The organism is Collimonas silvisoli (assembly GCF_018305005.1).
In the GTDB taxonomy this organism is placed as follows: domain Bacteria; phylum Pseudomonadota; class Gammaproteobacteria; order Burkholderiales; family Burkholderiaceae_D; genus Collimonas; species Collimonas silvisoli.
In genome coordinates, this window is record NZ_JAGQEG010000064.1 from 1 (window position 1) to 17,202 (window position 17,202).

The window sequence follows — 17,202 nt, forward strand, 5'->3', positions numbered from 1 at the left end:
CAAAAAGACGGCTTAGTCAAACTCTTCCGAGGCAGTGGCTCAAAGATAAATGATGGCCAGCACAACCCCGATAATCAGACCGAACTTGATGCACATATACAGCGGCTTGCTGAATTTTTTCAGGGCGCGCCGGTATTGGCCTGCGGCCCAGACGAAACGGAACAGCTTGTTGATGCCGCCGGTTTCGTCGCCGGTTTCGTTGGGCGATGCCGCTGCGCTCATCATGTGGCGGCCGAGCCAGCGGTTGATCGCTTGCGCCCAGCGGTAACGCATGGGGCGTTCGATGTCGCAGAAAATGATGATGCGATTGCTGTCACAGCCGTTTTGCGCCCAGTGGATATAGGTTTCGTCAAACACCACGCCCTGGCCGTCGCGCCAGCTGTAGCGCTGCTGGTTGACTTCAATGAAGCAGCGGTCGTCGTTGGGGGTGACCAGTCCCAGGTGATAGCGCAGCGAACCGGCAAACGGATCGCGATGCGGATTCAGGGTGCCGCCGGGCGCCAGTTCGGCAAACATCGCCGCCTTGACGCTGGGCGTGCGGCGCAGCAGGGCAACGGTCTTGGGGCAGAATTGTTCGGCCGAGGGGTGGCTGGCGTCATACCATTTCAAATAGAAGCGTTTCCAGCCGGCTTTGAAGAAGGAATTGAAACCGGCGTCGTCATTCTTTTCCGCAGCGCGGATTTTTTCCAGGCCGATCAAGCCCTGCGCTTCATCGCGTATGGTTTCCCAGTTGTCTTCCAGGATCTTGAGATCGGCGAAGGTGCTGGTCGGCAGGTAAGGCGTATTGGTGGGCACCTTGGAAAACATGTACATGAAGATGTTGAGCGGCGCCATGATCGACGAATGGTCGAATAGTTGCCGGAAGAAGGGCAGCCGCGCCTTGCCGCGAAAATGCACGTACAACACCGATAAAAGAAAAATACTGACTACTGCCCATTTCATAAAAATGCGCTCCGTTTCAAAAATAGCTGGTCACTGGATGGCTGCGGGCACGTGCCTGGCGCGCCTCCCGTGGTGGGGAGAAAGAATGGAATATTGCCAACAAAAATCAAGTCAACCGCCATTTTATCCCTTTTGCGGGCTGTAACTGCGATCTTGCTGCGTTTGTTAAGCTGAACGGCCGTGCGCAGGAATGTTGCAGACGCATACCGCCGGCATTGCCGCCGCCAATATTTCGATGTTAAGATTGCGCCTCCTTAGGGGAGTAGCCGCCTTCGTTGTTTCGAAGAGCGCATGTCAACATACTTGGCGCTGTACCAAATTTACGCCATGGCATGCGCGACCGCACGGTTTGGCAAGACCTATGGTGCTTCCCTTTACCCGGCCGGGCGAAGGCGTTGCGCCATTCGTCAGTGCCCGGCCCTCAGGATTTCCTCATGCTTATTTACCGCCAATGGCAGCGCCAACATGCTGTCGCAGCCAGTTTCGCCAAGCCGCTTTTTCTCGTATTTCTTCTCGTATTTCTTCTTTCGTCTGCCCCCATGGTTTGCTTGGCGGGAGCACGCGCATGATAGTCAGCTTCGCTCTGCTGCTCGGCTCGGCCGTGGTGATTTATCTTTCCTGCGAATATTTCGTCAATAGCATCGAATGGGTCGGCCGTCGGCTGGGCATCGCGCAAAGCGCGGTGGGGACGATGCTGGCGGCGTTTGGTACGGCCTTGCCGGAAAGCGTGGTGACTTTTGTCGCCGTGGTGTTCGGGCGCGATGCAGCCCATCGCGAGATCGGCGTTGGCGCTGCGCTGGGCGGGCCGCTGGTGCTGGCGACGATTGCTTATGCGGTGGTTGGCCTGATGTTCATGCTGAATCATAAAAAAAACGGCGGCATTCTGCTGTCGGCTAGTGCCGCTCAACGCTTGAGCCGGGATCAGGCCTGGTTCATCGGAATTTTTGTGGTCAAGGTTGGCCTCGGGTTGGTGGCGTTTGCGATCAAACCTTGGCTGGGCGTGCTTTTCTTGCTGGCCTACGGTGTGTATATCTGGGGCGAAATGCGCAAGGAAGAAGATGACGACGCCGAGCTGCACGAACTGGAGCCTTTGAAATTCCGGCCGCACGATGCGCAGCCTGGAATCGGTTGGGCCTTGCTGCAAACCTTGGTGGCGCTGGTGGTGATCTTCCTGAGTTCGCAACTGTTCGTGCATCAGTTGGGCGAGATCGCGCCATGGCTGGGCATCTCGCCGCAACTGGCCGCGCTGCTGCTGAGCCCGATCGCTACCGAGTTGCCGGAAATCCTGAATGCGGTGATCTGGGTCAGGCAGGGCAAGCAAAACCTGGCCTTGAGCAATATCAGCGGCGCCATGATGATCCAGGCGACTATCCCGACCGCGCTAGTCTTGATTTTCACGCCATGGATGCTGGGCCCGGCGCTGGTCTGGGCGGCGGCGGTGACGATGATGTCGATGTCCGGTTTGTATGTGCTGCTGCGCAAGGGCATGCTGAGCGGCGGCCGTCTGGCGATTTTCGGTGTGTTGTACCTGGTGTTTGCTGCCGGCCTGGGATTGATCGGCGTGCACTGATCGCGTTCGCTGATGAGGTGTCAGGCGCGCGCGCCCAGGGCGATGACCGCCGCGCCCGTCAACGCCAGCCCGGCTCCCAGCAGATCGGTCCAACGGGGGCTGACGCCGTCGACGCTCCACAGCCAGAAAATCGCGGTGGCGATGTATACCGCGCCGTAAGCGGCGTACACGCGGCCGCTGGCGATTGGGTGCAAAGTCAGCAACCAGACAAAAAGCAGCAAGCTGATTGCAGCCGGCAACAATAACCACACCGAGCCCTTGTTATTGAGCCATAACATCGGCAGATAGCAGCCGAGCAGTTCGGCGATGGCGGTCAGCAGGAATAAGCCAAAAGTCTTTGTCATAACAGGTGGTGAAAGAAAGCTGGGCGGAATAGGGTAGCAGCAAGAAGCCATATAATGTTGCTGTTTTAATCCCAGTGCCGGGACGACCCGGTGCTGTACTCTATCCGGGGACGACCCCGCAATTCTGGAGATCGCATGGCCTGGATCATTCTCTTTCTTGCCGGTCTAGCCGAAATCGTCTGGGCCGTCGGCCTCAAATATTCCGAAGGTTTCAGCCGCTTCTGGCCGTCCTTGATTACGGTGCTCGGCATGGCTATCAGCATCTGGCTGCTGGGCGAGGCGGCCAGTCTGGCGCGTGTTGCCAGCGTCAGCCTGATCGTGCTCGGTCTGGTCGGTTTGAAGCTGTCGTCGGCAGGCTGAACTTTCTTTATGCGGCGGCGTTGATTTTATTGGCCGCGCTGACGGCTTTGGTGTCGAATCCCGCGCGGGTCTTTAATGCCTGGTAACGCAGGCAGGTGACGCGCAGGAAAGAGGCGAAATTGGTGGCTTCGCCCAGATGCGTGCTGACTTCGTCGTGCAATTTGGCGATCAGCTGGTTGGTGGTCAGGTCGTTATCTGCCGCCAGTTCCGCCAGGGTTTGCCAAAACAGGTTTTCCAGCTTGATGGTGGTGATGACGCCCATGATGCGCACCGAGCGGGCGCGCGATTCGTACAATATGGGATCGGCCTGGGCATAAATCTGACACATCAAACACCTCGCTTTTTGAACATTCCTTGAACAATCGTTGCTGCCAACGCGTGCAGGATAGCGTGCGGCCGGTCTTGCGGCCGGCCGCACAGCATCCATCATAACTCTATGCGTGTCCCGAGTGCGGTCAGGAACAGCGCCAGCCAGGCTGGATGGGCGGGCCATGCCGGGGCGGTCACCAGGTTGCCGTCGCGGTGGGCGGCGGTGACGTCGATTTCCGCATATTTGCCGCCCGCCAGTCTGACTTCCGGCGCGCAGGCCGGATAGGCCGAGCAGGTTTTTCCTTCCAGCACGCCGGCTGCCGCCAGCAATTGCGGGCCGTGGCAGACCGCCGCGATCGGTTTGTCGGCGGCATGGAATTGCTGGACGATTTCGATCACGCGCGGATTCAGGCGCAGGTACTCGGGGGCGCGGCCGCCGGGAATCAGCAAGCCGTCGTAGCGGCTGGCATCGACATCGCTGAATGCCGCATTCAGGGTAAAGTTGTGGCCGGGTTTTTCGCTGTAGGTCTGGTCGCCTTCGAAGTCGTGGATGGCGGTGCGGATCTGGGCGCCGGCGGCTTTGTCCGGACACACCACGTCGACCTGGTGGCCGACCATCTGCAGCGCCTGGAACGGCACCATCAATTCATAATCTTCAACGTAATCGCCGGCCAGAATCAGGATTTTCTTTGCGCTCATGATAGATCTTTCAATGAAGTTGGTGGGGCAGGGGAGATCGAGTATGGAACAGTGAGAGTTCGGCAGGTAATAACTGGCTACTACCGGCGCAAGTTTCGATGTTGCGCTGCGCAAATTGTGCACATTCGCGAATGCAATGCAGCAATGCGATAGCTGATTTACACTGTTGGCTTCGGCCGTGGTGATGCATCACCGTGACGCAAATAGGCGACTGCCTGCGGCTAGTAAAAATTTCTTGAAAAAAGGTAATCAGATGGCTTCAATAGAATCAGTGCCAGCGGTGGCGGCTAGCGTCATGTCCGAACGTCCGAGCCGGGCCGAGGCGGAATCGGCGATTCGTACCTTGTTGCGCTGGGCCGGAGACGATCCGGATCGCGAAGGTTTGCTGGATACGCCGGCGCGCGTGGCCAGGGCTTATGAGGAGTTCTTTGCCGGTTACAGCAAAGACCCGGTGGAAATTCTTTCCACCACGTTTTCAGAAGTCGAAGGCTACGACGAGATGGTGGTGCTGACCGGTATCCGTTTCGAGAGCCATTGCGAACATCACATGGCGCCTATCATCGGCAAGGCGCACGTGGCTTATCTGCCGGATCACCGGGTGGTCGGCATTTCCAAGCTGGCGCGGCTGGTCGATATCTTTGCCAAGCGCTTGCAGATCCAGGAAAAAATGACGGTGCAGATTGCCGATACCTTGCAGCAAGTGTTATTGCCGAAGGGCGTTGCGGTAGTGATCGAGGCGTCGCATGGCTGCATGACCACGCGCGGCATTCACAAGCCGGGCAGCAGCCTGGTGACCAGCCGCATGCTGGGCGCGTTCCGCGACGATCCGTCGACGCGGCGCGAGTTCATGAGCATCATCAGCCAAAAGCGCAACGAATAGTTTTTCGTTGTTTTTCGTCGTCTTTCGTCGCGACACCGCTCCGACTAGCATCGGAGCGGATCCCTTCATCAGATCAGCGGCCCCGAGCCGTCTTTCTCTGCATGTCCGGTAACCCGGGCCAGCATGGCGCGCGCCACCACGCTGCGCGACAGATACCAGTACAGCGCAATCACCGCCAGCGAAAACAGCGCAAAACCCAGCATGCCTGCATGCTGGTAAAACACCTTGTACAGTTCGATGCCGACGCCATACAAAGTCATGTTGATCATGCCCATGGTGGCGGCCACGGTGGCCTTGGAGACCGCGCTTTCGGTCAGCGTGAAACGGATCATGACCGCCGCCGACAAGCCTTCGCCGAAGGCAATCACGCTGATTGCCGCGACCAGGAAGTAGGGTTTGTCGAGGAATGCCGCACCGAACAGCATGATCAAAATGCCCAAGGCAATCGGATACAGCGCGATCTTGATCGAGCTGCCCAGGCGCCAGCGGTCGACTTGCCGCGCCAGCACCAGATTGCCGGCGATCAGGCAGCCGAACACCGGGATCTGCCAGTAGCCGTATTCGATTACGCTCAGATGGCCGTCGGCTACCAGGATTTCCGGCGACATGGCGATCCAGCCGATCAGCGGAATCGCCAGCAAGGGCATGCACATCGCGGCTTTCAGGAAATGGCGATTGCCGACCACGGCGCGGTAATCGTGCCAGATCTGCATCAGCGGCAACTTCTCTTTGCGCTGCTTGACGGTTTCCGGCATATGCCGCGCCAGGCCGATCAGGGCCAGGGACGCAATCGCGGCGATGAATACGAACACCATGCGCCAAGGCAGCACTTCAATCATGAAAGCACCCGCCACCGGGCCGATCAGCGGTGCAATCAGCGCCACGTTGGCCATCAGCGCGGTGACCCGGATCGCGGCTTTTTCTTCGAACGCTTCCTGCACTACGGCGTAGCCGACCGAGGAAATAAAGCACAAGCCCATGCCTTGCAGCACACGCAAGATGATGAAGCTCTCGATACTTTGCGAGAGCAAGGTGGCCAGGCAGGACAGGATGAAAAACAGCGTGCCGCCCAGCATCACCGGACGGCGTCCGATGCGATCCGAGAGCGGCCCGAACAGCCATTGGAAGACTGCGCCGCCGACCAGGAACGCGGTCATGGCCGAAGCCATCCAGGCCGCGCTGGCGCCGAATTCACGGGTCACCGTCAGCATGCCCGGCTGGATCATGTCGTTGGCGATATAGACCGAGAACTCAAACAGCACCAGAGCCAGCGGGAACATCAAGGTATTACGAGTAAGCGTAGAGATTTTTTGAATTGAGTATTTTTATAGGGTGAAGCTGCAAGCGCGAAGGCATTGCATCAAGCTGCGACTGTGGGCTTGTATAAATGAGACGCTGATTAGCGGCGACGGCACAGCGTATTAATCGTGTCGGCAGGCGAGTCGGCCTGCCCGGACTTGTTTGCTCGAACTTATTTGATTCATGTGACCGGCGTTTGCCAGTCGCTGTCTGCGCTGAATTCTTCAACCAGAAAATCGAGCATGGCGCGCAGGATGGCAGGCATTTGGCGGCGCGAAGCATAGACGCCGTAAATGCGCATTTCGCGCGGTTGGTATTCGCTGAGCAGCGCGCGTAGTTTACCACTACGCAGCAATTCTGCCGCAGCATATGCCGGTTGCAAGCTGATCCCCGCGCCATTGACCGCCGCTTCCAGCAAAACGGATGATTCGTTGGCGCTCATGTTGCCGCCTACCGGCACCGCGACCGGCACGCCGTCTTTCTCGAATTCCCACAGGCTTTTGCCGAAGTAGGAATAGGTCAGGCAGTTGTGCAAGGCCAGGTCTTCCGCGGTGTGCGGCGTGCCGTGTTCTTTCAGGTAGGCCGGCGACGCGCACACCACCGAGCGGCACACCGCCAGCTTGCGCGCAATCAGGTTGGGATCGAGGGCATTGGTGATGCGGATGGCCAGGTCCACCCGTTCTTCGATCAGGTTCACGGTTCTGTCGACCATCAGCATATCCACCGCGGTGCCCGGATAACGTTTCAGGAAGCGCGTCAGCAGCGGCGTCAGGTAAGCCAGCCCAAGCGACATGCTGCAAGTCAGGCGCAGCGTGCCGCGCGGAGTATTCTCGGGGGTTGCCGCCGAGGACTGGATATCGTCAGCCAGGCCCAGCAGTTGACGGCAGCGCGGCAAAGTCTCGCTGCCGGCCGATGTCAGGCTCAGTTTGCGGGTGGTACGGTGCAGCAGGCGCGCGCCTACCCATGTTTCCAGCTCGGCCAGATAACGCGACACCATGGCGCGCGACATGTCGAGTTTGTCGGCGGCGGCGGTCAGGCTGCCCTGGTCCGCTACCTCGACAAATACTTGCATTGCGATCAGTCTGTCCATGATTTTTCCGGCTATTCTCTTGACCTATTTGCTCGATTTTTGCAACTAACTGATCACCATTATGGGGTTTTTTGCATCGTTTTAGTCAACTACGATGATGCTTCTTTCCCGTCACTTTGGAGATACGCATGTTGCAAACTCTGTTCACACGTACTTTATTTCGTTCGCTGCTGGCAGCCACTGCAGGCTTGATGATCGCCGGCTCGGCTGCTGCAGCTCCTCAGCCCTTGAAACTGGAAGTCTATAATCCCGGCGCCAACGGCATGTTCCCGGTGTCTTCCGAGCTGATTACCGGCAGCAGCGACGCCATCGTGATCGATGCTCAGTTCGACCGCGCCAACGCCGGTCAACTGCTGAAAAAGATCCAGGACAGCGGCAAGCAGCTGACCACGATCTACATCAGCCACGGCGATCCTGATTACTACTTCGGACTGGAAGTGCTGAAGGAAGCCTATCCGGACGCCAAGATTCTGGCCCCAGCGCCGGTGATCGCCCACATCAAGGCCACCATGCAGGATAAATTGGCGTTCTGGGGCCCCAAGCTTGGCGTCAACGCGCCTAAGCAACTGATCGTGCCGGAACCATTGCAAGGTAATACGCTGACTCTGGAAGGCCGCAAGCTGGAGGTAGTCGGCCTGGACGGCGCCAGCCCGGATCGCACTTTTGTCTGGATTCCGTCATTGAAGGCGGTGGTTGGCGGCGTGCTGGTAGCCGGCAATGAACATGTCTGGACTGCCGACACCCAGACCCTGGCCTCGCGTCAGCAATGGCTCAAGATGCTGGACAAGATTGCGGCCTTGCAGCCGAAGGTGGTGGTGCCTGGGCATTTCAGCGCCGGCGCAGCGCAAAACATCGAATCGGTACACTTCACCAAGAACTACCTGAAGACCTATGAAGCGGAAACCGTCAAGGCCAAGGATTCCGCCGCCTTGATCGAAGCGATGAAAAAACATTATCCGGACCTGGACGGCGTCTCTTCGCTGGAACTGGGCGCTAAAGTCAGCAAAGGTGAAATGAAATGGTAAATAGTTACGATAGTCACGACAGCCACGGATGCGGCGACAGTAGTTGCGCGCTGCCCGATTCGATGGAAAGCAAGGCGGCAGCAGCGCCGGTCGCGGCCAAGGGGGCGGTCCTGCATTACATCTACGATCCGCTGTGCGGCTGGTGTTACGGCGCAGCGCCTCTGTTGCAAGCCGCCCGCGAGGTCGGCGGCCTGCGCATCGCGTTGCATGGCGGCGGCATGCTGGCCGGCAGCAATCGCAAGCAGGTCAGCAGCCAATTGCGCAATTACGTGATGCAGCATGATCACCGGATTGCAGCGATGACCGGCCAGCCGTTCGGCGACGATTACTTCAACGGCCTGCTGCTGGATACCACAGCGGTGCTGGATTCCGAGCCGCCGATCGCCGCGATCCTGGCCGCCGAAGCAGTCGCCGGACGTGGCTTGACGTTGCTGGCGCGGATACAAGTTGCGCATTATGTGCGCGGCTTGCAGGTTGCCGATAGCGCGGTGTTGCGTAGCTTGGCGGCCGAGATCGGTCTCGATCAGGCGCTTTTCGATAGCAAGTTTGCCGAGCTGGGCGGCGCTGCCACGCAGACTCACATCGCCGCCAGCCGTGCCTTGCTGACGCGGGTCGGCGGCCAGGGCTTTCCTACATTTGTACTGCAACGCGGAACGCAAATCGAGGTGCTGGATGCTGGCCGCTTTTTCGGTCAGGCGGAGGCTTGGAAGGCTGTCTTGAGCGCGTAACCGATTGGCGCTTGTTGCATCAAAAAGTCTGCTTTCGAGCGGACTTTTTTCATTTCAGGATCGGCTGCTGCAAGTCATCGCAATAGTTGTAAAACGCGATGTTCGTGAAAATACAACTAGTTGTTATTTCGCGGCTATTTATCGATAAGCACTCGCTATCTAACGTTAAAATTATCGATGTTGCATGCTGTTATTTTGCAACATTTGCATATTTTTTAGCAGTTAGTGTCAGGTGTGCATTGTGTCGGCATCGCGCCGACGGTATTGTTGCAAGCAAATTTTGAGCAAGTAATTTGACGTAAAACACTGGAACCACGATTCCGATGCTACGTGTTTGCTGCAAGTTAATACCTAAGTGACTGTATGAATAGCAAACACGTAAATCGTCTTCCCTTATCCCTTATTTCCATAGCGGTTGTCACCTTGCTCTCGGCATGCGGCGGTGGCGGCGGTTCAGCCAGTCCTGGCGATACCCAGCAGCCGGTACCGACCGCTACGCCTACCCCAAGCAGCGCCGCACCGACAAACGCTGCGCAGACGCTTAACCCCAGCGATCCTAGCAATGCCGCGGCCGCCCATGCGCGCGGCGTCACCGGCGCCGGCGTCACGGTGGCTGTGGTCGATATCGACTTTAATGTTGCCGATCCCGAGTTCGCCGGACGTTTGAGCAAAACCGTCTATGCCAGCGGCGGCGCCGGCAATCCGCACGGCAGCGAAGTGGCGGAAGCCTTGGGCGGGACCCGTTCAGGCGTGGCGCCGGCGGTCAGCATGCTGGGCGCTGCGGTCGGCACCGGCGGCGATAATGTTTCTTTCAGTAATCCGGTTTATCAGGATTTGTACAACAAAGGCGCGCGCATCTTTAATCAGTCGAACGCCTTTGGCACGATCGCCGCGCCAGCCGGCAACGGTCCGACTTTCTACAATATCTATCAGCCATTCGTAGCGCAAGGCAGCTTGTTCATCTGGGCCGCCGGCAACGACGGCAGCGCCCATCCCAGCCTGACTGCAGGCTTGCCGGCCTTGTATCCGGATCTGCAAAAAGGCTGGCTGGCGGTGGTGGCGGTGAACGCCGCCGGCGGCGCGCAAGGATACAGCAGCAGCGACACTACGCCGGGCGTGATTTCCAGCTATTCGAACCGCTGCGGCGAAGCCGCCAACTGGTGCCTGGCCGCACCCGGCGATTTTGTCTCGGCCACCGCCAACGGCCGGGTCTACGGCACTTCGTTCGCTGCGCCTGCGGTGAGCGGTGCGGCTGCCTTGGTACAGCAAGTCTTTCCGTGGATGAGCGCCGATCAGATTCGTCAAACCATCTTGTCCACCGCGACCAGCATAGGCGATACCGCCACCTACGGCTGGGGTCTGCTGAACGCCAGCAAGGCAGCCAACGGCCCGGCCCTGTTCGATACCAGGCTGACGCTGGGCGGCAATTTCGTCGCCAAATTCGACGCCGCCAGCGCTGCCTTCGGCAACGATATCGGCGGCAACGCCGGCCTGCTGAAAGATGGCAGCGGCACACTGACCCTGGCAGGCAACAATACTTATAGCGGCGCCAACGAAGTGCTGAAGGGCACACTGAATGTGACCGGATCGCTTGCTTCCGCAGTCACCATCGACAGCGCGGGTATCTTGTCCGGCGACGGCGGCCGTGTCGGCGGCAGCGTGTTCAACTACGGCCGCCTCAGCAACACCGGCAACGGCATGACGATAGGCGGCAACTACACGGCCTCGGCCGGTGCGGTGCTGGCCAATCAATTCAATTCGACCTTGACCGTAGGCGGCAGCGCGACGCTCGGCAATTCGCATCTGGTCGCGACCACGCCGGCCGGCAGCAGCGATCCATCCGGCTATGTCGCGCAGCAAATCGGCGTCAAAGGCAAGGTGCTGACTGCGGCTAACGGTGTCTCCGGCCAGTTCCAGGATGTCTCGTTTGAACATGACGGTATTACTTTTAATCCGGGCACCTTCCTGAGTGCGACGCTCGCTTATACGGCTAACGAGGTCGATCTGACAGTGGCGCGCAATAACGTGCAGGTGGTTGCGGCGCAGGCGTTTGCCGCCGACCCTACACGTAGAAATAGTGCCGCCAACGTAGAGCAGGGACTCAAGGCAGCCGACGCCTTGGTCGCCAGCGGCAACACCGGCGGCAATAACAGCGCCTTCCTGAGCAGCGCCGCAGCGCTGCAACGGACGCCTGATCTGGCTGCTGCAGCCCAGGTGCTCGATAGTTTGTCCGGACAGATTTACGCCTCTTCGCAGGCGCTGACTTTCCAGCAGTCGCAAGCTATCAATCGCGACTTGTCGAACCGGCTGTCGTTATTGGCTAACCCGGTTTCCGGCAGTGTCAAGGCAGGCTTGTGGGCCAGCGTGATCGGCGCCACCGGCAAGCTGAGCGAGTCGGGTTACGCCTCTGCCGACACCTCTACCTGGGGCGGCCAGTTCGGTTTCGATACGCATCTGAATGACAAGGCGATTGTCGGCGCCGCGCTGTCTTACTCGGAAAGCAAAGCCAGCTTCGACCGCTTCGGCGGCGCCTCGAACAGCCAGAATACCGGCTTGTCCCTGTATGGCCGCTATGCGCTCAGCAAAGACGGCATCTATGTTTCCGGCCGCGCCGGCATCGCCCGCGTCAGCAGCAAAATCAACCGCAGCGTGATCCTGGGCTCGGAGGTCGATAGCCTGTCCTCCAGCCATACCGACAGCGTGATGTCGACCTATGCCGAAACCGGCTATGTGCGCCAGCTGTCGCCGACATCGACGCTGACGCCGTTTGCCGGCATCAGTTACGACCGTCTCAAGCGCGGCGCTTTTACCGAAGCGGGCAGCGCCTTCGGCCTGACCGCCGGCAGCAAGGCCTACCAACAGACTGCCAGCGTATTGGGTTTGCGCGGCGACGCCAGGTTTGACTGGCTGGGCGGCACTAGCAACTTGCAGGCCTACGCTGCCTGGCAGCACGGTTTCAACGACGGCAGGCTGGATTTCAATGCGGCTTTCGTGGCGGCGCCGACGGCCGGTTTCACCGTGCAAGGCATCGGCCTGCCACGCAACGGCGGCTGGGCAGGCGTCGGTATCTCCAGCGCATTGGCCGGCAACTGGAGCTGGTATGGCAATTACGACGCCCAATTCGGCAAGGGCGGCCTGGCCAACAGCGTATTTTCGGCGGGTGTTCGCAAATCCTTTTAACGGCTCCCCTCCGGATGTGATCCGGCGGTGATTGAATAAGCAAACTGCCTGTATAACTCTTGCGAGTCATGCAGGCAGTTTTGCTGAGGGCTATGCGCTCAGGCAACCGCTTTCAATCTATTGGAATCGGTATTGCTGGCGGGCGCAAAACCGCTGTGGCCGGGTGCGTGACTGGCATAGAACTGGCCGAAGCGGTTGGCCAGGAAATCCGCCAGCGAGGCTTGCTCCTGACGCACAAAACCGCTTTGCGGCAACACGCCGGTCACCACCAGATCAACCATGGCGCAAATGCCGGCCGCCGTCGTCAGTTGAATCGCCGACAGCAACTGGCCGTTGACGTGCTGGCTATAGATTTTCTTGGCATAGGTTTCTTGTTCAAGACGGCCGTCGCGCATGCCGCTGACGCTGACGAAAGTCAGCACCACGTCTTGCTTGGTGATCGGGATCGAGGTTTCCAGCACTTCCTTCAAGATCGGACGACGCTCCAGCTTGCCCAGTTGCAGATCGCGCACCAGGATCTTGATGATGTCGCGGTGGCCGGGATAACGCACGGTTTTGTAATCCAGGTTCTGCACCCGGTCGCGCAAGCTTTCGCACAAGGTGCCGAGGCCGCCGGAGGTATTGAATGCTTCGTAATCGACGCCGTCGAGCGAGAAGTGTTCCAGCTCTTCCAGCGGCGAGGTTTCGCGCAGGACGCCGTCGACAATCGCTTCGCAAGGATTGCAGTACTCGTTGATCAAGCCGTCGGTGCTCCAGGTCAGATTGTATTTGAGCGCATTGCTAGGGTAGGTCGGCAGCGCACCGACGCGCATCTTGACGTCATGCAATTGCTCGAAGCGGCTTGCCACATCGTTCGCTACAATCGAAATGAAACCGGGCGCCAGGCCGCATTGCGGCACGAATGCAGTGCTCGAATCGAGCGCCAGCGATTTGACGAAGCGGGTGCTTTCGACGTCTTCGGTCAAATCGAAATAGTGCGACTTGGCTGCTTTGGCGGCGGCGGCGATGACCGGCGTCAGGAAATAAGGGCAGGCCGACAATGTGACATCGTGGCCGCTGATCAGCTTGGTCACGGTCGGCGCGTGCGAAATATCCGCCAGAATCGTGGTGACGTTGGGGAAACCCGCTTGCTTCACATATTCCAGCCGTTGCGGATCGCGGTCGGCCACGGTCAAGATGTAATCGCCGGTATGGGACAACAGGTTAAGAATGGCATCGCCGATTTTGCCGGCGCCTAAGAGAATCAGTTTGGTAGTCATGTCGTCGCTCACATCTTTTGATGGGTCAGTTACGCTGTATATAAACAGCCCGCGTCCGCACTCGCCCTGAGTGCTGGAACCATTGTAAATTCAAGCTAAGTCAGATAATAGAGTGTAAATAGTCGTCAAAATGTACAATAACGATACATTTTGACGAATGTTAAATATGGATTGTCGCAATGAGAGAGAAACTCGACGAAGTCGACCACAAAATACTGGCCCTGCTGATGGATGATGCGCGGCTCTCCATGGCCACCATTGCCAAGCGGGTCGGCATCGCCCGCACCACGGCGATTGCGCGTCTGGCGGCGATGGAAAACAAGGGCGTGATCGCCGGTTACGGCGTGCGCCTCGATCTGGAGCTATACCAGCCGGCAGTGCGCGCTTACGTCGGCATCTCGATCGACTCCCGCAATGCACCACTGCTGGTGCAACAGTTGCAAAAGATGTCGCAGGTGGAAACCTTGTGCGCGGTGAGCGGCGTGATCGACTATATGCTGACCTTGCGTTGCCAATCGACCGATGAGCTGGACCGCTTGCTGGATCAGATCGGCGCGATGGAAGGGGTGCGCCATACATCGACCTCGATCATTCTCAGCAAGCGGATTGACCGGGGACCGATCTGATTCGTTTGAAAGATATGTGATTTATCTATAACTGTTATGCGAATAATAAAGCAGACATGAATGCTGCACTGCCATATAGTTACACCTGTCTCCTCCAACACCTCCTAAGGTTTGGATTCAACCCGCCACCGCAAGGTCAGGCGGGTTTTTTTTCGCCTGAGAAAATAAATGCAACTTAAGGGTTGCGGTTTTTCCGGCTTGGGCTAATATGCATCCAGGAGGAGACATATGAATATAACTACGGATCGGATTGAAAAGCAGATTGTGCTCAAGGCCGCACGCTCGCGGGTCTGGCGTGCTTTATCGAATGCCGAGGAATTCGGCAGCTGGGTTGGGGTGGCGCTGAAGGGCAAAATCTTCGTCGCCGGCGAGCCGGCGCAAGGACAGATCACCCATCCCGGTTACGAACACGTGGTCTGGAATGCGGTGATCGAACGGATGGAGCCGGAAAGTTTGCTGTCTTTCCGCTGGCATCCCTATGCGGTTGACCCTGCGGTCGACTATTCGCAGGAGCCGACCACGCTGGTCGTCTTCGAACTGACGGCGGTTGAGGACGGCACCTTGCTGCGGGTGGTTGAATCCGGGTTTGACAATGTGCCGCCGGCGCGCCGCCAGGAAGCATTCCGCATGCACGACGGCGGCTGGGAAGAACAGTTGAGGAATATCGAGAAGTATGTCGCCACGTCTTAGCACTACATCGAAGCAGGCGGCACTGAAGAATGCAGCGCTGCAAAATTCAGCGCCTGTCTTTGCGGCGCTGGGCGATGAGACGCGGCTGCGGCTGATCGCCGTCCTCTGCGCCGGCGGCGCGGTGTCGATCGCGCAGCTGACATCGGGTACGGAAATCACGCGCCAGGCTGTCACCAAACACCTGCGGGTATTGGCAGACGCCGGCCTGGTGCGCGATCTCAAGGTCGGCCGCGAACGCCTGTGGGAGTTCGTGCCGACGCACTTGGAACAGGCGCAGCGCTCACTCGAAATGATCGCGCAGCAATGGGATCATGCGTTGAGCAAACTGAAGATGGCAGTGGAAGATTGAGCGCGTCGTCTTTAGACGGATTTTTGATTTACCCGAGGGGAGTATGAATAAGCAAATATTGCTGGCATTGGTATTAATGCTTGGGTCGTTCAATGCGAACGCTGCCGGCGATGTTCTAGCCGGCAAAACCGCATTTGCCAGGTGCGCCAGCTGTCACCAGGTAGGGGCGTCCGCGAGAGGCGGTTTCGGACCGCAGCTAAACGCTCTCTTCGGCAGGCCGGCGGCAGCAACCAAAGACTATAAATATTCGGCGGCGATGAAAAATTCGAGGATTGTGTGGTCGGAACCAACATTGCGCGCATTCCTCAAAGCCCCTGACGATGTCGTTCCCGGCAATAAAATGCGCTTCTTCGGCATCGGCGGCGACAAGCAAATCGATAATTTGCTGGCATATCTGCATACCTTCGAATGAAACGACGGCGTTATAAGCTTTACTTCATAAGCATTGCTGCATAACGCCGTGGACCTGTGATTAAAATGCCTCTTGCGGGCAAGCCATGGTCGCTTGCACAGGTTTCGGAAAAAACTGCAAAGCAACCAGAGCACAAACACTCCCCGCCAGCCACACAGCCGGCCAGTTGCCGAGTGTGAGGATGTGCGGGATCGCCAGCGGCATCAGGAAACACATCACGAACACGCTGGTATTCGCCATGCCGAGCGCAGTGCCGGCGTTGCGTGCGCCTGCGATCGTCGCCAGTTCGGTATAGGCGACGCCGTGCCAAGCTGAGACGCAGACGCCGGTAAGCACCAGCATAACGATCAGCAATGTCGCCATGGCTGAGCCGACTGCCGGCAACTGACCGGCCAGCGCCACCAGTGCGGCCAATGCAGCAAAGGCAGTCGCACTGGAGATGGTGCAGAAGCGCAGGAATTCGCGGCGGTTGCGATTGCGGTCGGTCCAGCGGCCGCTCCATACCCGCATCGCCATGGCGCCGCATTGCAGTGCCGCCATGGCGGCGGTGATGGCGGCGTGGCTGAAGTCGTGCAGGAATACGCTGCCGAAGGAAAGTATTGCAAACTGCGGCGCACACAGGATGCCGATCGTAGCAACGATGCGCCATAGCTGGCGATCCTTCAATGGCGCAGTTGCCGGCAGTGGCGCGTTGCGTGTCGCATGGGTTTTATCTGCATCGGTTGCGGCCGGTTCATATAACCAAAGCCAGGTGAAAAACAGCGTCACGCCGCAAAACAGGGCCAGCACGCCATACACCGAGGCAAAGCCGGAATGGGCCGCAAGCGCCGGCAGAATCAAAGCGCCGGCAGCACCGCTCAGCGGCACCGCGGTCTGGCGTATGCTCATCGCCATGCCGCGTTCGCCCTCTCTGAACCAGGTCATCACCGCGCGGCCGCTGGAACCGTTGACGCTGCCGCCGAGCAGGCCGACCAGCAGCAAACCGGCGGCCAGCAGCGGCAGGCCGGGCACATGGCCGGCAGTTGGAGAAACAAACAAGGCCATCAATGCCAGCGCCGCCGCAGTGGTGGCCAGACCGGACAACAACACCGGACGGTCGCCCCAGCGATCGGTCAGCAAGCCCCAGGGCAATTCGCTGATGGCGATGCCGAGGCCCATCAGACCCAGCACCAGGCCGAGTTCGGCGTTGTCCAGATGGTAACCGGAGCGGATCAAGACGGCAGTTATCGGAATGCCGCTGAATGCCACTGAAAAACTGGCGTTGGCCGCGACGCCTACGCCCAGCACTTTCCAGCGATGGCGGCGATTGTTGCTGAAAGCAGCAGATTGGGACATTGAAATTCTCCTATGACGATATGGGCAGCCGGTAGAACAAGAGCGGCGATCACAAGTCTTGTTTTAAGCCCTTGCGGTCAGTATCGCTTTGCACGATACTTTTGA

The 17,202-nt window shown here is 58.6% G+C and carries 18 protein-coding genes and 1 riboswitch; of the genes, 10 read left to right on the forward strand and 8 right to left on the reverse strand.

Annotated elements, in window-relative coordinates; genetic code table 11:
• Nucleotides 1-39: 39 nt before the first annotated feature.
• Entirely contained in the window at nt 40-942 is a 903-nt protein-coding gene (gene lpxO, locus KHU33_RS17090) for a lipid A hydroxylase LpxO (protein ID WP_211465079.1), read from the reverse strand.
• Nucleotides 943-1,191: 249 nt separating this feature from the next.
• Nucleotides 1,192-1,371: riboswitch (yybP-ykoY riboswitch) on the forward strand.
• 136 nt (nt 1,372-1,507) lie between these two features.
• On the opposite strand from lpxO, the gene KHU33_RS17095 reads away from it, so the two are divergent.
• Nucleotides 1,508-2,512, forward strand: coding sequence for a sodium:calcium antiporter (locus KHU33_RS17095; RefSeq protein ID WP_211465081.1), 1,005 nt, complete (start codon nt 1,508-1,510; stop codon nt 2,510-2,512).
• Nucleotides 2,513-2,532: 20 nt separating this feature from the next.
• Here KHU33_RS17095 and KHU33_RS17100 read toward each other — a convergent pair whose 3' ends face one another.
• On the reverse strand, nt 2,533-2,856 hold the full coding sequence (locus tag KHU33_RS17100) for a YnfA family protein (protein WP_211465083.1): 324 nt from the start codon (nt 2,854-2,856) through the stop codon (nt 2,533-2,535).
• 135 nt (nt 2,857-2,991) lie between these two features.
• Here KHU33_RS17100 and KHU33_RS17105 point away from each other — a divergent pair, with 135 nt between their 5' ends.
• Nucleotides 2,992-3,216: an SMR family transporter gene (locus tag KHU33_RS17105; protein ID WP_211465085.1), complete on the forward strand. Its 225-nt coding sequence runs from the start codon at nt 2,992-2,994 to the stop codon at nt 3,214-3,216.
• A gap of 7 nt (nt 3,217-3,223) precedes the next feature.
• On the opposite strand, the gene KHU33_RS17110 is transcribed toward KHU33_RS17105, so the two are convergent.
• Both KHU33_RS17110 and KHU33_RS17115 read right to left on the reverse strand, forming a co-directional pair.
• A complete protein-coding gene (locus KHU33_RS17110) occupies nt 3,224-3,544 on the reverse strand; it encodes a ribbon-helix-helix domain-containing protein (protein WP_211465087.1) in 321 nt (106 codons plus the stop codon).
• A gap of 98 nt (nt 3,545-3,642) precedes the next feature.
• Entirely contained in the window at nt 3,643-4,224 is a 582-nt protein-coding gene (locus KHU33_RS17115) for a DJ-1/PfpI family protein (RefSeq protein ID WP_211465089.1), read from the reverse strand.
• A gap of 295 nt (nt 4,225-4,519) precedes the next feature.
• Here KHU33_RS17115 and folE point away from each other — a divergent pair, with 295 nt between their 5' ends.
• On the forward strand, nt 4,520-5,104 hold the full coding sequence (gene folE, locus KHU33_RS17120; RefSeq protein WP_407928297.1) for a GTP cyclohydrolase I FolE: 585 nt from the start codon (nt 4,520-4,522) through the stop codon (nt 5,102-5,104).
• A gap of 68 nt (nt 5,105-5,172) precedes the next feature.
• Here folE and KHU33_RS17125 read toward each other — a convergent pair whose 3' ends face one another.
• Complete coding sequence (locus KHU33_RS17125) at nt 5,173-6,420, reverse strand: MFS transporter (protein ID WP_329956077.1); 1,248 nt, start codon at nt 6,418-6,420, stop codon at nt 5,173-5,175.
• Nucleotides 6,421-6,584: 164 nt separating this feature from the next.
• On the reverse strand, nt 6,585-7,493 hold the full coding sequence (locus KHU33_RS17130; protein WP_211465094.1) for a LysR family transcriptional regulator: 909 nt from the start codon (nt 7,491-7,493) through the stop codon (nt 6,585-6,587).
• Between the two features lie 128 nt (nt 7,494-7,621).
• Between KHU33_RS17130 and KHU33_RS17135 the strand changes: the two genes are divergently transcribed.
• The 3 genes from KHU33_RS17135 to KHU33_RS17145 all read left to right on the forward strand — a co-directional run bounded on the left by KHU33_RS17135 (nt 7,622) and on the right by KHU33_RS17145 (nt 12,426).
• On the forward strand, nt 7,622-8,518 hold the full coding sequence (locus tag KHU33_RS17135; protein WP_211465095.1) for an MBL fold metallo-hydrolase: 897 nt from the start codon (nt 7,622-7,624) through the stop codon (nt 8,516-8,518).
• Nucleotides 8,519-8,580: 62 nt separating this feature from the next.
• Nucleotides 8,581-9,246 (forward strand): DsbA family protein, encoded by a 666-nt coding sequence (locus KHU33_RS17140; protein ID WP_211465124.1) that lies wholly within the window; start codon nt 8,581-8,583, stop codon nt 9,244-9,246.
• 363 nt (nt 9,247-9,609) lie between these two features.
• Nucleotides 9,610-12,426 (forward strand): autotransporter serine protease, encoded by a 2,817-nt coding sequence (locus KHU33_RS17145; RefSeq protein WP_211465097.1) that lies wholly within the window; start codon nt 9,610-9,612, stop codon nt 12,424-12,426.
• Nucleotides 12,427-12,524: 98 nt separating this feature from the next.
• Here the strand turns inward: KHU33_RS17145 and KHU33_RS17150 are convergent, their stop codons facing one another.
• On the reverse strand, nt 12,525-13,685 hold the full coding sequence (locus KHU33_RS17150; RefSeq protein WP_211465099.1) for a saccharopine dehydrogenase family protein: 1,161 nt from the start codon (nt 13,683-13,685) through the stop codon (nt 12,525-12,527).
• A 179-nt stretch (nt 13,686-13,864) separates the two neighbouring features.
• On the opposite strand from KHU33_RS17150, the gene KHU33_RS17155 reads away from it, so the two are divergent.
• The 4 genes from KHU33_RS17155 to KHU33_RS17170 all read left to right on the forward strand — a co-directional run bounded on the left by KHU33_RS17155 (nt 13,865) and on the right by KHU33_RS17170 (nt 15,762).
• Nucleotides 13,865-14,311, forward strand: a complete 447-nt coding sequence (locus tag KHU33_RS17155) for an Lrp/AsnC family transcriptional regulator (RefSeq protein WP_211465101.1) — start codon at nt 13,865-13,867, stop codon at nt 14,309-14,311.
• Nucleotides 14,312-14,539: 228 nt separating this feature from the next.
• Nucleotides 14,540-15,001: an SRPBCC family protein gene (locus KHU33_RS17160; RefSeq protein WP_211465103.1), complete on the forward strand. Its 462-nt coding sequence runs from the start codon at nt 14,540-14,542 to the stop codon at nt 14,999-15,001.
• Complete coding sequence (locus tag KHU33_RS17165) at nt 14,985-15,350, forward strand: ArsR/SmtB family transcription factor (RefSeq protein WP_211465105.1); 366 nt, start codon at nt 14,985-14,987, stop codon at nt 15,348-15,350. Before KHU33_RS17160 ends, KHU33_RS17165 begins: the two co-directional genes overlap by 17 nt.
• Nucleotides 15,351-15,393: 43 nt before the next feature.
• A complete protein-coding gene (locus tag KHU33_RS17170) occupies nt 15,394-15,762 on the forward strand; it encodes a c-type cytochrome (RefSeq protein WP_211465106.1) in 369 nt (122 codons plus the stop codon).
• 60 nt (nt 15,763-15,822) lie between these two features.
• Here KHU33_RS17170 and KHU33_RS17175 read toward each other — a convergent pair whose 3' ends face one another.
• The gene (locus KHU33_RS17175) at nt 15,823-17,097 is read right to left on the reverse strand and encodes an MFS transporter (protein WP_211465107.1); all 1,275 of its coding nucleotides are present in this window, start codon (nt 17,095-17,097) and stop codon (nt 15,823-15,825) included.
• Nucleotides 17,098-17,202 lie beyond the last annotated feature (105 nt).